Genomic DNA, 13,786 nt, shown 5'->3' with positions numbered 1-13,786 from the left:
TCACTTCACCTCTTGCGAACGTTCGGCCGCCGCTTCGGCAGCCCGGCCGCGTGGGCCATGGAAATAGGCTTGAACCCAGGCATCGGGATTGGCGGCGACTACGTCCAGCGTGTCGCACACCAGCACCTTTTTCTGCGACAGCACGGCGACGCGATCGCACGTGGTGTAAAGCGTGTCCAGGTCATGCGTGACCAGGAAGACCGTCAGTCCCAGCGCATCGCGCAGGGTCAGAATGAGCTGATCGAACGCCGCTGCGCTGATGGGGTCGAGGCCGGCGGTCGGTTCATCGAGGAACAGGATTTCCGGATCGAGCGCCAGCGCGCGAGCCAGTGCGGCGCGTTTGACCATGCCGCCGGAGAGTTCCGAGGGGTACTTCACGTCCGTGCCCTGCGGCAAGCCCGCCAGGGCGAGTTTCACCTCGGCCAGCGATTCGGCGTCCGCGCGCGTCAGGCCGGCGTGTTCGATCAGCGGCGTAGCAATGTTTTCGGCGATGTTCTGCGACGAGAACAGCGCGCCATTCTGGAACAGCACGCCGAAACGCCGCTCGATCAGCGAGCGCCGCTCCGGGGAAAGCGCGAGCAGGTCCTCGCCGAAAACATGCACGTGGCCCGAGGTAGGGCGGCGCAGGCCGACGATGGTGCGCAGGAGCACGGATTTGCCCGTGCCCGAACCGCCGACGACGCCCAGGATCTCACCACGACGCACGTCGAGATTCAGATGTTCGTGCACCGCCTGGCTACCGAAGCGATTGGTCAGGTCGCGAACCTGGATGATGTTGTCCGGTGCGGCGCTGGCGTTCACCAGTTCATCTCCATGAAGAACAGGGCAGCCATGGCATCGAGCAGGATCACCACGAAGATCGACTGCACGACGCTCGAGGTGGTGTGTTCGCCGACGGACTGCGCGCTGCCGCTGACCTTGAAGCCCTCGAGGCAGCCGATGACGGCGATGATGAAGGCGAAGACCGGCGCCTTGACGATGCCGACCACGAAGTGGCGCACGCCGATGTCCGATTTCAGCAGCGAAATGAACATCACCGGCGAGATATCCAGCACCAGGGCGCACACCACGCCGCCGCCGATCAGGCCGGCCATCATGGCCAGGAAGGTGAGCAGAGGCAGCGACACCAGCATGGCCAGTACGCGCGGTACGACCAGCAGTTCCATCGGATCGAGGCCGAGGGCGCGGATCGCGTCGATTTCCTCGTTGGCTTTCATCGATCCGATCTGCGCGGTGAAGGCACTGGCCGTACGACCGGCCATCAGGATGGCGGTGAGCAGTACGCCGAATTCGCGCAGGAAGGAAAACGCCACCAGGTCGACGGTGTAGATGCTGGCACCGAAGTCGGCCAGCACAGTGGAGCCCAGGAACGCCACCACGGCGCCCACCATGAAGGTGAGCAGGGCGACGATCGGCACGGCGTCGAGACCGGTCTGCTCGATGTGCGATACCAGCGACGTGACCCGCCATCGTCGAGGCCGGGGGGCCGTGCGAAAAATGGTTTCGAGCGTGAGGCCAATGAATCCCAGCAGCTGGACCTGCTGGTGCCACAGGCCCTCCATGGTGCGCCCGATGCGCGCCAGGACATCGGACAGCGTCGAAGTTTTTGGACCGCGCGGGGGCTTTTTGTAGGTTGCCATCGCCGCGCCGACGGTTTGCATCAGGGCGCGTTGTGCCTCCGGAAGGTGGGGCGCCTCCTGGGCCAGGTCCTTGATGCGTTCGGGCCCGATCAGACGAACCAGAAGCGACGCCCCGGCAGTATCGAGCTCACCCAGGGGGTCGAGGTTCACCGTCACGGATTCGCCCAGCTTGCCTGACAGGCCGGCGACCACTTGCTCCAGCGCGGCATAGTGGGTGAGTGTCCAATCGCCTGCGATGCACAGGCTAGGCGGCTGCGCATGGGCATCGAACTGTGCGCTTCCTGTCGCCTTCGATGATTTCATGGGCCGCATCTTATATGGAGTATCGAGATTGTGCGTTGCAGCGTGGACGACGGGTGACGGCCATGGTCGTCACTGATGTGTCATCGCAAAGGATGTTCGGGCCGCTTCACGTCATCCCAGTGACATGATATGCGTTAGAGTCGTCAGCCCGCCGCAAGCCAGGAAGGGGAAGGCTCGTGGCATGGCGGGATCGCAACGCCCGTGGGAGGGGCGTTGCCGAACTGATTCACTTCGCACAGGCCGTACCGAACGACATGCAAGATCATTCGTTGCTGGATGCACTCGAGGCCGAGAGCATTCATATTCTTCGTGAGACCGCGGCAGAGTTCCGGCGGCCCGTCCTTCTGTACTCCATCGGCAAGGACTCATCGGTCCTGCTGCACCTGTTGCGGAAGGCCTTTTATCCCGCGCGGCCGCCGATGCCATTGCTGCACGTGGACACGACCTGGAAATTTCGCGAGATGATCGCCTGGCGCGAGCGCGTCGCTGGCGACGGCGATATCGAAATGCTCGTGCATATCAACGAGGAAGGCTTGCGCCAGGGGATTTCGCCGCTGGTGCATGGATCCTCGTACTACACCGACATCATGAAAACCGTCGGACTCAAGCAGGCGCTGGACAAGTACGGCTTCGACGCGGCCATTGGCGGCGCGCGCCGCGACGAGGAAAAGTCGCGCGCCAAAGAGCGCGTGTTCTCGTTCCGCAGCGCCAACCACGCCTGGGACCCGCGTCGCCAGCGGCCGGAACTCTGGCATTGCTTCAATACCCAGATCCGCGCAGGCGAAAGCGTGCGCGTGTTTCCGTTGTCCAACTGGACCGAAATGGATGTATGGCGTTACATCCAGCGCGAGTCGATTCCGGTCGTACCCTTGTATTTCGCCAAACCCCGGCCGGTGATCGAGCGCGACGGTGCACTGATCATGGTCGATGACGAGCGCCTTCACCTGCGCGATGGCGAGGAAGCACAGATGCGCTCGGTGCGTTTCCGCACGCTGGGCTGCTATCCCCTGACCGGCGCGGTGCCGTCAACCGCAGCGACGCTTGAGGCCGTCATCGACGAAATGGCAGTTTCCCGGGTATCCGAGCGCCAGGGTCGCATGATCGACCACGACGGCGCGGCTTCGATGGAACGCAAGAAGCGCGAGGGCTACTTCTGATGAACTTGCTGTCTCATCGCGGCGAAGCCTTCGCCACCACCGCCAGCCTGCTGCGCTTCATCACCTGCGGCAGCGTGGATGACGGCAAGAGCACCTTGCTGGGTCGCCTGCTCTATGACGCGGGCATGGTGCCGGAGGATCAGCTGGCAGCCCTGGAGCGTGACAGCGCGCGCACCTGCCCGGGCGAAGCGCCGAGCCTGGATTTCTCCCTGCTGACGGATGGCCTGGATGCCGAACGGCAACAGGGCATCACCATCGACGTGGCCTACCGCTATTTCCAGACGCCGCGCCGTAGTTTCATCGTGGCCGATTGCCCGGGGCATGAGCAGTACACCCGCAACATGGCCACCGGCGCCTCGACCGCCGACGTGGCGGTAGTGCTGGTGGATGCGCGCAAGGGCCTGCTGACCCAGACGCGGCGGCATTCGTACATTTGCGCGTTGCTGGGCGTGAGGCAAGTCATCCTGGCGGTGAACAAGATGGACCTGGTCGAGTTCCGGCAGGACATCTACGCGTCCATCGAGATGGCCTGTCGCGAGATGATCGCCAGCCTGGGCATCGACGACGTGCAGTGCCTGCCGGTGGTGGCAACCGATGGCGACAACATCGGCAAGCGCTCTGCACGCATGCCCTGGTACGACGGCCCGAGCCTGTTGGAACGGCTGGAGTGCATCGAGGTGCCGGCCGTTCGGGGTGCGGCGTTCCGTATGCCCGTGCAGTGGGTCAACCGACCCGATCCGGAATTTCGCGGCTATGCGGGCACCATCTGCGGCGGCACGGTCGCCGTGGGTATGCCCGTGGTCGTCCAGCCGGGATCGCAGCGGGCGCACATCGAACGCATCGTCACTGCGGATGGCGACCTGCCGCAGGCGCGCGAAGGCCAGGCGGTGACGCTGACGCTGGACCGTGAGATCGACATTGTTCGCGGCGATGTCCTGGCTGACGCCGCGCAGCCGGCGCAGGTCAGCGACCAGTTCGCCGCCCATTTGCTTTGGATGGGTGATGAGGCCTTGCTGCCCAACCGCACCTATATCCTCAAGTGCGGCACGCGATCGGTCAGCGCGCGCATCACGGCCATCAAGCACAAGGTGGACGTGAACACCCAGGCCGAGCTGGCCGCGCGGCGGCTGGAGCTCAATGAGGTCGGCTACTGCAATCTCGATCTCGATCACCCGATCGCCTTCGAGCCTTACGCTCAGAACCGGACGCTGGGCGGCTTCATCCTGATCGACCGCCAGAGCCAGGCCACGGTGGCCTGCGGCATGTTCGACTTCGGCCTGCGTCGCGCGCACAACGTCCACTGGCAGCATCTGGACCTGGACAAGCGCATGCGCGGCGCCCTGAAAGGGCAGGTGCCGCGTTGCCTGTGGTTCACCGGTCTGTCGGGTGCCGGCAAGTCGACGGTCGCCAATCTGGTCGAGCGGCGCCTGCACGCACAGGGCCTGCACACCTATCTGCTCGACGGCGACAACCTTCGCCATGGCCTCAACAAGGATCTTGGCTTCACGGCGGAAGCGCGCGTCGAAAACGTCCGCCGCGTCGCCGAAGTGGCAAAGCTGATGGTTGACGCCGGCCTGATCGTGCTGGTCTGCGTCATTTCGCCCTTCCAGGAGGAGCGTCGCTTTGCCCGCGAGTTGTTCGACGAGGGCGAGTTCGTCGAAGTCTTCGTCGACACGCCGCTTGAAGTCTGCGAGCAACGCGATCCCAAGGGCCTGTATCACAAGGCGCGTGCCGGCCTGATTCAGAATTTCACCGGCATCGATTCGCCGTACGAGGCCCCGCAGTCGCCCGAGTTGCGATTGGCCTCCGGGCGCGATGAAGCCACCGTGCTGGCGGCGCAAGTGGTGACCTACCTGCTGGCGGACGAGTAAGAAAGATCACTGCATACGCTGGCGCACGGCGTCTCGGCTTGGATTGCGCGGGAACGGCGGCGATAATGCCGCCTTTCCCCAAGGCGATCCTGCGATGACCGAGAAGACCGTACTCAACGCTACTCACCGCGCGCTGGGCGCTCGCATGGTCGATTTCGGCGGCTGGGACATGCCGATCAACTACGGTTCGCAGATCGAGGAGCACCACGCCGTGCGCCGCGAAGCCGGCATGTTCGACGTTTCCCACATGACGGTCGTCGACCTCCACGGCGATCAGGCTCGCGCCTTCCTGCGCCACCTGCTGGCCAACAACGTCGACAAGCTCAAGGTGCAGGGCAAGGCGCTGTACTCCTGCATGCTCAACGAGAACGGCGGCGTCATCGACGACCTGATCGTCTATTTCTTCGACGAAGCCCATTTCCGCCTGGTGGTAAACGCCGCCACCCGCGCCAAGGATCTGGCGTGGATCGAGCAGCAGGCCAAGGCCTTCGGCGTGGAAGTGAAGGAGCGCCCCGAGTTCGCGATGATCGCGGTGCAGGGTCCCTCGGCACGCGACAAGGTGGTTGGCCTGCTTCACGACGTGGATCGCGACCGCATCCGCAAGCTGGGCAAGTTCGTCGCCGCTGCCGCGCAGGGTCCCCACGGCATGCCGCTGTTTATCGCACGCACGGGTTACACCGGTGAAGACGGCTTCGAAATCATCGTGCCGCAGGAGCAGGCCGTGGCCCTGTGGGAAGCCCTCGCCGCGGCGGGCGTCGTCCCCGCTGGCCTGGGCGCGCGCGATACCCTGCGCCTGGAAGCCGGCATGAACCTCTACGGCCAGGACATGGATGACGATGTGTCGCCGTGGGAAGCCAACCTGGCCTGGACCATCGCGCTGGACGAAGGCCGTGACTTCATCGGGCGCAAGGCACTCGAAGCACAGAAGGCTGCCGGCGTGAAGCGCCAGATGATCGGCCTCGTCCTGGATGACAAGGGCGTGCTTCGCCATGGCCAGAAGGTGCTGACCGCAGCCGGCGACGGCGAGATCCTGTCCGGCAGCTTCGCCCCGACGCTCAACAAGGCTGTCGCCTTTGCGCGCGTGCCGGTGGGCGACCTGGGTGATGTGCGCGTCGATATCCGCGGCAAGGAAGTGCCCGTGCGCGTGGTGAAGTACCCGTTCGTGCGCGACGGCAAGCCCTGCGAAGGTATCTGATCCAGGCGCCGCGTCTGCGTGCGTGGCGTCTTCACAATTCCATGATTGCGCCGGCTGCACGTTTTGCCGTCGGCGCGAAGCGGCTAGAATGGCGCTTCATTGTTCCCCGCAAACCCAAAGACTGGACCCGATCATGAGCGAGATTCCCGGCGATCTGAAGTTTCTCAAGTCCCACGAATGGGCCCGCGTCGAAGACAACGGTCTGGTGCGCGTTGGCATTTCCGACCATGCGCAGAGCGCACTGGGCGACCTGGTCTACGTTGAGCTGCCGGAGATCGGTGCCAGCGTGACCGCCGGCACGGGTGCTGCCGTGGTCGAGTCGGTCAAGGCCGCCTCGGACATTTACTCGCCGGTGTCGGGCGAAGTAGTCGAGGTCAACGAAATCCTGGCCGACAAGCCGGAGACCATCAACGAAGACGCTTACGGCAACGGCTGGATCTTTGCCGTGCGCATCAGCAACCGCGACGAGCTTAACGATCTGCTCGACGCCGATGCCTACGCCGAGCTGATCGAGAACGAAGACCACTAAGCGGCATCGCCCGCCAGGTACCCCCGACGGCCGCGCAAGCGGCCGTTGGTTTGTAGGGGTGACGGTTGTCGCGCTGACCGGGCCGGTCATGCCGGCATGACCCCCATTCCCGGGCCGTGGGACGTTTGCAGGATCCCGCGCCGCGCACATCGCGATGGCGATTTATCGTGGTCGGGTCATGGCGAGGCCGCGCCGGTGCAAGATCGAAATGTCGAGTTTTCATCGACGAGATCGCTCCCTGTGCGCGCACGATTTCTTCCTGATCCCTGCGCCTGGCACCTGTGCGTACACGCTTTGGCGAGGTCGGAATTTGGATGCTTAGCCATCCATGCGGCCGATCATTGGCGGGTGTCGTTCGCGCGGGATGGCGTTGCCGCCGGGAGGGCGTTGGCCGTCGGTCGGCGATCGATTCGGGTCGTTCGGGCAGGTTCGGCGACCTTCCGGGGCGGGTTTCAGTCGAGCGCCGTTCATCCACGAAAACACCGCCGGATCGACCGCAAACGGCGCCGCTATAAGGTTCGTCGCATATTGAGACAGTCGAGGCGACCGTCAATGCATGCCACTTCAGGGAATGCCTTATTTCAAGGGATTTTCTGTGGATTTTATATTTTATCGGATTAATTCGTTTGGCTGTTTAGACGTCCAATCGAATATGTCCGTGTTACTCCCGGAACCCTTGTGTGGCACCGTTTCCGGGGTGTGCGGACTGGGTCAGGCTGATTGATTTCATTATAGAAATCAATTGACAGCTGAAATAATCGGGAATAGCTTTCGCTCCAGATATCGGGGAACAGGCGTCATGGCATCATCGAAATTCATAAAACCGTATGTCGAGCACGGCGAGAAAGCCGGCGCGGTACGCAAGATTACGGTCTCCATTCCGCTGCACGTCCTGCAGCCCCTATCCGACGAGCGCACCCGCCGTCAGGTGAATAATCTTCGGCACGCCACCAATAGCGATCTGCTTGTTGAGGCGTTCCTGCACGCTTTTACTGGGCAACCACTGCCAACTGATGAGGAGCTGAGACGAACTATGGCCACTGCCAAGAAAGCTGCAAAGAAAGCTGTGAAGAAAGCCGCCGCCAAGAAGGCTGTGAAGAAGGCCGTCAAGAAGACCGCCGTGAAGAAGGCCGCAACCAAGAAGCCGGTTGCCCGTAAGCCTGCTGCCAAGAAGGCTGCCAAGAAGGTCGCTCGCAAGGCTGTTGCCAAGAAGCGTCCGGCGGCTGCCAAGAAGGCGTCCGTCAAGAAGGTTGCCGTGAAGAAGGTGGCCAAGAAGGCCGCTCGCAAGACGGTGAAGAAGGCTGCTGCTGCCAAGGTGGTCAAGGCCACCAAGACCAGCAAGCCGCGCGCTGCCAAGGCCGCCAAGGCCAAGAAGTAAGCATTAGAAGAACAGTCTGTACTGATTTCCCTCCCTGCGATGCCCAGCGCGGGGAGGGGCATTAGAAGATCGATTCGTCCCGGCCTGGCCGGGACGCTTCGTTTGTGGGGTTGGAAAAAGCGGTGAACGGACAACGGTGAACGGTAAACAGTGAAAAGCGGGGTCGCGACTTGCGGGTCGCATCTTCGCGACACTGGAAAAATTCCTATCGGTACGAGAGCCGCCCGTTGCGCACTTGCCCCACGCGTCGATTCGCCGCGCTTCCATGATGGCGAAGCCGCTGTGCTCTTACCTGTTCACCGTTCACCGTTCCCCCTTTACCGCTCTCCCTTTACCTCTCTTCCCCTACACGCCATTTGCCGTGATGCTTCATTGCGGTTACCTTTCGCACATCCGCGCCGCGGCCAGCCTGGGGAGGCTCGCCGCTCCTGGGTACCACAGGGGGAAAAAGCGCGGGTATCGATGCCACTCAGTGAGAGACCATGGATACCCGAACCATACGTCAGGCGCGCTTTGCGCGTGGGGCTGTTCAGCCCGCCGTTTACGCCATTCTGGTCATCATCGCCGTGTTGGCGGGTGCCGCGTGGTTTTTGATCATCAAGCCGCATCAGGATCTGACGCGTGCCGACCTGGGCGACCATCCGTCCACGCCGGTGGCCGCCAGTCGTGAGGCACCGCCGCCGCCAGTGAACGTTGAGGCCATGAGTCTCAACCAGCTGCTGTCCGAAGCGCGTCGCGCGATGAACGAGCAGCGCCTGGCCTCGCCGGCCGGCAACAACGCGTTCGAGTTCTACCTGAAGGTGCTGCAGAAGCAGCCCGGCAACCAGGTGGCGACCGACGCGCTGCGCGAGACGTTCCCGTTTGCCGCCACCAATGCGGAACAGGCGATCAACCAGCGCGACTTCAATGACGCGCAACGCCAGATCGACCTGCTCGCCAAGGCCGACCCGTCCAACTACACCCTGAACATCCTGCGTTCCAAGCTCGATGCCCAGCGCAAGCTGCTCGACCGCGAACAGCAGCTGGCGGCGGACAAGGAAAAGCAGCAGCAACTCGCCGCGCAGAAGGCAGCTGCTGACAAGGCTGAAGCCGAACGCGCTGCGTCCGAGCAGGCCAAGTCGCAGGCTTCTGAGCAGCAACAGCGCACCGCGCAGAGTCGTCTCGCCCAGCAGCAGGCGGCGGCCGAAGCGGCGGCGCGCCAGTTGCAGGCCAATGCCAGCCAGTCCGCCGCGCCCGCCGGCGAGAGTGCAGGTGGTGCAGCCGGTTCGCATGCCGCTGTCCTGGTGAAGAACGCGCCGCCGCGCTATCCGACGGCCGCCATGCGTGCCAACCAGGAAGGCTGGGTGGAGCTTTCGTTCACCATTACGGCGTCCGGCGATGTGTCCGACGTGAAGGTGCTCGACGCACAGCCCCGCCACGTCTTCGACCGAGCCGCCGTCGATGCCGTGAGCCGCTGGAAGTACCAGCCTGCCACCCAGGACGGCAACCCGGTTGTTTCCAACAAGCGTCAGCGCATCGAGTTCAAGCTGTAAAGGTGACTGAGTTTCGATGTAACGCCGCGCCCTGTGCGCGGCGTTGTCGTTTGTGCGGTGGGGGAGCCCGCTATGCGGGCTGGGAGGGCGCGCCCTTGGCGCTGTGAACAGTAAACGGTAAGAGCCAAGAGCCGAGAACCGGATGAGCGTGGCTCTCGCTCTTACCGTTCACCGTTCACAGCTCCGCGCAGCGGGCGCCTTCACAGGGCCGCGCTAGCGGCCCGCCCCCCACCTTACTTCGCGGCTTTCTTCTTCTTGGTGGCCTTGGGCTTTGCCTTGGCGGGTGCCGCCTTCTTTGCGGGCGCGGCTGCGGGATTGCTGTCGAGTCCTGCCCAGTCCACATGCGGCAGGCCCAGCAGGCTGTCCAGCACCATCGGCATCAGGCCCGACGGCACGGGGCCGGCGGAGTTCCACATCGTGACAACGCCGGCGTGGTACTTCGGAAAAAAGCCGATCATGGTGCGATAGCCTTCGACCGCGCCGGCGTGGAACACGAGGGTCTCACCGCCGTAGGTGAAGACGCGCCAGCCCAGCGCGTAGTGCGCGGACGTCAGTCGAGCGCTGCGCCACGGGGTGGAACGCAATTCGACCGGCGTGGTGACTTCGGGCGTGTGCAGCGTTTCGAGCAGAGCAGGCGACAGCACGTCGGGGCGTCCGCCCATCTGCGCGATCAGCCACTGCTCCATGTCGCGCAGGCTGGCATTGACGCCGGCCGCGGGAGCCACGCGGTAATAGGCTTCCTTCGGTTCGAACGGACGCCAGTTGCCGCCGCCGGCGGGACGATGCGGACGCGCCCAGCTCGGGCTGGCCTCCAGCGCTTCGCGCCCGTAGCTGGCGGTCTTCATGCCGAGCGGGAAGAAGATCCGCTTGTCGACCTGGCGGTAAAAGAAATCGCCGGTCATGGCGTAGATCACGTCGCCGATCATGCTGAAGGCAACGTTCTGATAGCCGTAGCACTTGCCGACGCCGCAGGCCATGTCCACTTCATCGAGCTTGCGCACCAGCTCTTCGTAGGACACGTCACCTTCGAGCATGTTGTCGTAGGTGTTGCGCGGCAGGCCCAGGCGCTGGCCAAGAATGTCGCGCACCGTGGCCTGCTCGGCGGCTTGCGCATCCTTGAGCTTGAAGTAGGGCAGGACGTCAGCAAGCTTGGTATCCCAGCTCAGCTTGCCGTCGCCGACCAGCACGCCGGTCACGGCCGTGGCGAAGGCCTTGGAGAGCGAGGCAAGGCGGAATACGGTCTCGGGCGTGATCGGCTCCTGCGTCGTCGCGTTGGCGTAACCGACAGTGCCTTCGAACACGACCTTGTCATCGACGACCACAGCCGTCGCCAGGCCGGCGACGGCATGGCGCTGCTCGAGTTTGTCCAGCCACTGCCGGTAATCGGCCAGCGTCTCCTTCACGCGTTCGGCGGGCAGGTGCTGCTGAGGCGGTGTGGGCGTCGTCTTTGCGGGTGACGGCGCGACCGGCTTGGCTGGCGGCTGAGCGGGAGGCTGCGGCGTGGCCGCGAGAGCGGGGAGCGTGGCGCTGGCGAGTCCGAGGCTGCCAGCGATCGACAGGAATATCTTGCGAAACTGCATGCTACTCTGCGTGGCGATGGGCGCCGGGGGCGCTCAAATGACAGGGGAAGCCCGTGGGCCTGTTGATCTTTCTGATCATAATCGTCCTGATTGTCGTGTACTTCGTGTCGCTCTACAACGGACTCGTGCGAGCACGCAATGGCTACAAGAATGCCTTTGCACAGATCGACGTTCAGCTTACGCGACGTCACGACCTGGTGCCCAACCTCGTCGAGACAGCCAAAGCCTATCTCACCCACGAGCGCACCACGCTTGAAGCCGTGATCCAGGCGCGCAACGCGGCCGTCAGCGGCCTGGCGGGTGCCAAGGCCCAGCCTGGCGATGAAGCGGCCATGCAACAGCTGGCGGGTGCCGAGAACGCGCTGACGCAGAATCTCGGGCGTCTGTTCGCCCTGAGCGAAAGCTATCCCGATCTCAAGGCCAGCCAGACCATGATGCAGCTCTCCGAAGAGCTGTCGTCGACGGAGAACCGCGTGGCATTTGCGCGGCAGGCCTACAACGACGCCGTGATGGGCTACAACAACGCCTGCGAAGTGTTCCCCGGCTCGATCCTGGCCCGCCAGTTCGACTTCGGGCCGGCGACCTCGCTGCAGATCGAGGATCCGGTCAAGCGCGACGTGCCCAGGGTTTCGTTCGCCTGAACGCTGGCGCCGCTGCAAGGCGGCGCATCCCTAGGGGGACGGGGACATGGATTTTTTTGCAGAGCAAGCGCATCAGCGCGCATTGACGCGCAAGCTGATCCTGCTGTTTATCGTGGCGGTAGCGATCATCGTCGTGATGGTCGACATCCCGGCGCTTTGGCTGTGGGCCATCGTTCGGCATGGCTGGATCGGCGCGTTTCGTCATCGCTTCCACTGGGAAACCGGTGTCCTGGTGGTGACGTCACTCACCGTGGTGGGCGGCATCCTGTGGTTCTCGCTCAGTCGTATCCGCAGCCTTGCCGAAGGCGGTCCGGCCGTCGCGCGCTCCGTGGGGGCCGACGAGGTTTCGCCCGAGACGCGCGAGCCGCAGCTTCGCCGGCTGTACAACGTGGTTGAGGAAGTCGCGATTGCCTCCGGCGTCCGGGTGCCGCGCGTGTACGTCCTGGCGACCGAGGATGGCATCAACGCCTTCGCCGCCGGTTACGAAATGAGCGACGCCGCCGTGTGCGTGACCCAGGGTTGCCTGGACCACCTCACCCGCGACGAGCTGCAGGGCGTGATCGCGCACGAGTTCAGCCACATCCTCAATGGCGACATGCGCATCAACATTCGCATGATGGGCCTGTTGTACGGCATCCAGGTGCTGGGACTGCTCGGACGCGAGCTGATGAGCACCGACCTTGATGACAACGGTCGCAACCGCGATCCGCGCGGCGATGCACTGCTCTGGATACTGGGTCTTGCGATGGTGGCGGCCGGTTACGTGGGGTTGGTGCTGGGGCGCCTGATTCAGGCCGCGGTGTCGCGTTCGCGCGAAACACTTGCCGATGCCTCGGCCGTGCAGTTCACGCGTCAGACCAACGGCCTGGTCGGCGCCCTGCGCAAGATCGCGGCGGTGGACGAAGGCTCGAGCCTGTCGCTCGCGACGCGCGACGAAGTGGCTCACATGATGTTCGGCGAGGTGGGGCCGTGGCGTTCGATGTTCGCCACCCATCCGCCCATTCTGGAACGCATTATCGCGCTCGAACCGGGCTACAGCGCGACGGCGCTGAAGCTGTTCACGATGCGCTACGCCAAACAGCTCGACGTCTGGCGGGCCGAGCGCTACACCCAGGGCGATCACTTTGGCCGGGTGGGTGAGGGGGCGCAGGAGCCGTTCAACGAGCGCATGCCCGCGATGACTTTGTTCGCGGCCCTGGTCGGCGCACCGGGCGCTGATGAGGCAGGATCCAGCCGGCCGCCCGAATCCGTCGTCCATGCGACGCAGGACCCTGAGTCGGCGATATGGCTGTTGCTGGCTGCGATGCCCGGTTACCTGGCGGGAGGCGAGCGCGACCGGCTCATGGGCAGCGCCCTCGGCGATGACACGGTGGACCAGATCCGCGCGTGCGCCGGCAGTCTGTCGCGCCTGACGGAGCGTCAGCGTCGCACGGTGCTTCAGTTCGCCGCGCAGTCCGTGCTGAAGCTTCCTGAAGGGCGTCGGCATACGCTGAGCAACGTGCTCGACGATATCGCCCGCATCGACGCGCAGTCGGACCTCGCCACCTACTGCACGCTGCGTATGTTGCGCATGCGCTTGCGCAACCGGGCGACCCTGCGTGGTGCGCGCGAGCGGAAGCTGTCGCAGTGTCGCGAAGCATTTGGTCTGGTGTGTGCCGTCGCCGCCACCATCGGTCGCCCCGAGGAAGCCGATGCGCGGCGCGTCTGGCGCGTGGCCGTGCATGACGCCTTGCCCGAGAGCGATCTCGTCTGGCCCTTGATGCCGGGAGCCTGGCAGCCGATGGTGGACGCGGCCCTGGACGAGCTCTACTGGCTATCCGAGCCTGCGCGCCTGTTGGCGCTGCAGGCCCTGATGAAAACCGTCAACCGCGACGACGAGGGGCGAACGGGCATCGCCTGGATCCGCGTGGCATCCACCAGCATGGACCTGCCGACGCCCGAGCGCGCTGCCTGCGCGTAG

The 13,786-nt window shown here is 64.2% G+C and carries 11 protein-coding genes; 8 read left to right on the top strand and 3 right to left on the bottom strand.

Going from position 1 to position 13,786, the window contains the following annotated elements; genetic code table 11:
• Complete coding sequence (locus EYV96_RS09340) at nucleotides 1-801, bottom strand: ABC transporter ATP-binding protein (protein WP_131151147.1); 801 nt, start codon at nucleotides 799-801, stop codon at nucleotides 1-3.
• Nucleotides 798-1,943 (bottom strand): MlaE family ABC transporter permease, encoded by a 1,146-nt coding sequence (locus tag EYV96_RS09335; protein ID WP_131151146.1) that lies wholly within the window; start codon nucleotides 1,941-1,943, stop codon nucleotides 798-800. The genes EYV96_RS09340 and EYV96_RS09335 overlap by 4 nt, the downstream gene beginning before the upstream one ends.
• Nucleotides 1,944-2,197: 254 nt before the next feature.
• Between EYV96_RS09335 and cysD the strand changes: the two genes are divergently transcribed.
• The 6 genes from cysD (at nucleotide 2,198) to EYV96_RS09305 (ending at nucleotide 9,605) form a co-directional block, all read left to right on the top strand.
• Nucleotides 2,198-3,100 carry a sulfate adenylyltransferase subunit CysD gene (gene cysD / locus EYV96_RS09330; protein WP_131151145.1) on the top strand — a complete coding sequence of 301 codons (903 nt, stop codon included), beginning with the start codon at nucleotides 2,198-2,200 and terminating at the stop codon, nucleotides 3,098-3,100.
• Nucleotides 3,100-4,971 (top strand): adenylyl-sulfate kinase, encoded by a 1,872-nt coding sequence (gene cysC, locus EYV96_RS09325; RefSeq protein WP_131151144.1) that lies wholly within the window; start codon nucleotides 3,100-3,102, stop codon nucleotides 4,969-4,971. The genes cysD and cysC overlap by 1 nt, the downstream gene beginning before the upstream one ends.
• Before the next feature lie 94 nt (nucleotides 4,972-5,065).
• Nucleotides 5,066-6,166: a glycine cleavage system aminomethyltransferase GcvT gene (gene gcvT / locus EYV96_RS09320; protein WP_131151143.1), complete on the top strand. Its 1,101-nt coding sequence runs from the start codon at nucleotides 5,066-5,068 to the stop codon at nucleotides 6,164-6,166.
• 133 nt (nucleotides 6,167-6,299) lie between these two features.
• Complete coding sequence (gene gcvH / locus EYV96_RS09315; protein ID WP_131151142.1) at nucleotides 6,300-6,695, top strand: glycine cleavage system protein GcvH; 396 nt, start codon at nucleotides 6,300-6,302, stop codon at nucleotides 6,693-6,695.
• 799 nt (nucleotides 6,696-7,494) lie between these two features.
• Nucleotides 7,495-8,073 (top strand): met regulon transcriptional regulator MetJ, encoded by a 579-nt coding sequence (gene metJ / locus EYV96_RS19055; protein WP_131151141.1) that lies wholly within the window; start codon nucleotides 7,495-7,497, stop codon nucleotides 8,071-8,073.
• A 482-nt stretch (nucleotides 8,074-8,555) separates the two neighbouring features.
• Nucleotides 8,556-9,605, top strand: a complete 1,050-nt coding sequence (locus EYV96_RS09305) for an energy transducer TonB (RefSeq protein ID WP_131151140.1) — start codon at nucleotides 8,556-8,558, stop codon at nucleotides 9,603-9,605.
• Between the two features lie 233 nt (nucleotides 9,606-9,838).
• Here the strand turns inward: EYV96_RS09305 and EYV96_RS09300 are convergent, their stop codons facing one another.
• Complete coding sequence (locus EYV96_RS09300; protein ID WP_131151139.1) at nucleotides 9,839-11,185, bottom strand: serine hydrolase domain-containing protein; 1,347 nt, start codon at nucleotides 11,183-11,185, stop codon at nucleotides 9,839-9,841.
• 53 nt (nucleotides 11,186-11,238) lie between these two features.
• On the opposite strand from EYV96_RS09300, the gene EYV96_RS09295 reads away from it, so the two are divergent.
• Together EYV96_RS09295 and EYV96_RS09290 are read left to right on the top strand one after the other, a co-directional pair.
• Nucleotides 11,239-11,826: a LemA family protein gene (locus EYV96_RS09295; protein WP_131151138.1), complete on the top strand. Its 588-nt coding sequence runs from the start codon at nucleotides 11,239-11,241 to the stop codon at nucleotides 11,824-11,826.
• Between the two features lie 46 nt (nucleotides 11,827-11,872).
• Nucleotides 11,873-13,786, top strand: a complete 1,914-nt coding sequence (locus tag EYV96_RS09290; RefSeq protein ID WP_131151137.1) for a M48 family metallopeptidase — start codon at nucleotides 11,873-11,875, stop codon at nucleotides 13,784-13,786.

The sequence above is a fragment of the Dyella terrae genome (assembly GCF_004322705.1).
Classification (GTDB): domain Bacteria; phylum Pseudomonadota; class Gammaproteobacteria; order Xanthomonadales; family Rhodanobacteraceae; genus Dyella_D; species Dyella_D terrae.
The sequence above is the reverse complement of the archived record's forward strand: the minus strand, read 5'-3'. Positions and strand labels throughout refer to the sequence as shown.

Excerpts from the sequence above, each read along its gene's own strand:
- EYV96_RS09335 (WP_131151146.1), bottom strand. The coding sequence starts at position 1,943 with ATGAAATCATCGAAGGCGACAGGAAGCGCACAGTTCGATGCCCATGCG.
- cysD (WP_131151145.1), top strand. The coding sequence starts at position 2,198 with ATGCAAGATCATTCGTTGCTGGATGCACTCGAGGCCGAGAGCATTCAT.
- cysC (WP_131151144.1), top strand. The coding sequence starts at position 3,100 with ATGAACTTGCTGTCTCATCGCGGCGAAGCCTTCGCCACCACCGCCAGC.
- gcvT (WP_131151143.1), top strand. The coding sequence starts at position 5,066 with ATGACCGAGAAGACCGTACTCAACGCTACTCACCGCGCGCTGGGCGCT.
- gcvH (WP_131151142.1), top strand. The coding sequence starts at position 6,300 with ATGAGCGAGATTCCCGGCGATCTGAAGTTTCTCAAGTCCCACGAATGG.
- metJ (WP_131151141.1), top strand. The coding sequence starts at position 7,495 with ATGGCATCATCGAAATTCATAAAACCGTATGTCGAGCACGGCGAGAAA.
- EYV96_RS09305 (WP_131151140.1), top strand. The coding sequence starts at position 8,556 with ATGGATACCCGAACCATACGTCAGGCGCGCTTTGCGCGTGGGGCTGTT.
- EYV96_RS09300 (WP_131151139.1), bottom strand. The coding sequence starts at position 11,185 with ATGCAGTTTCGCAAGATATTCCTGTCGATCGCTGGCAGCCTCGGACTC.
- EYV96_RS09290 (WP_131151137.1), top strand. The coding sequence starts at position 11,873 with ATGGATTTTTTTGCAGAGCAAGCGCATCAGCGCGCATTGACGCGCAAG.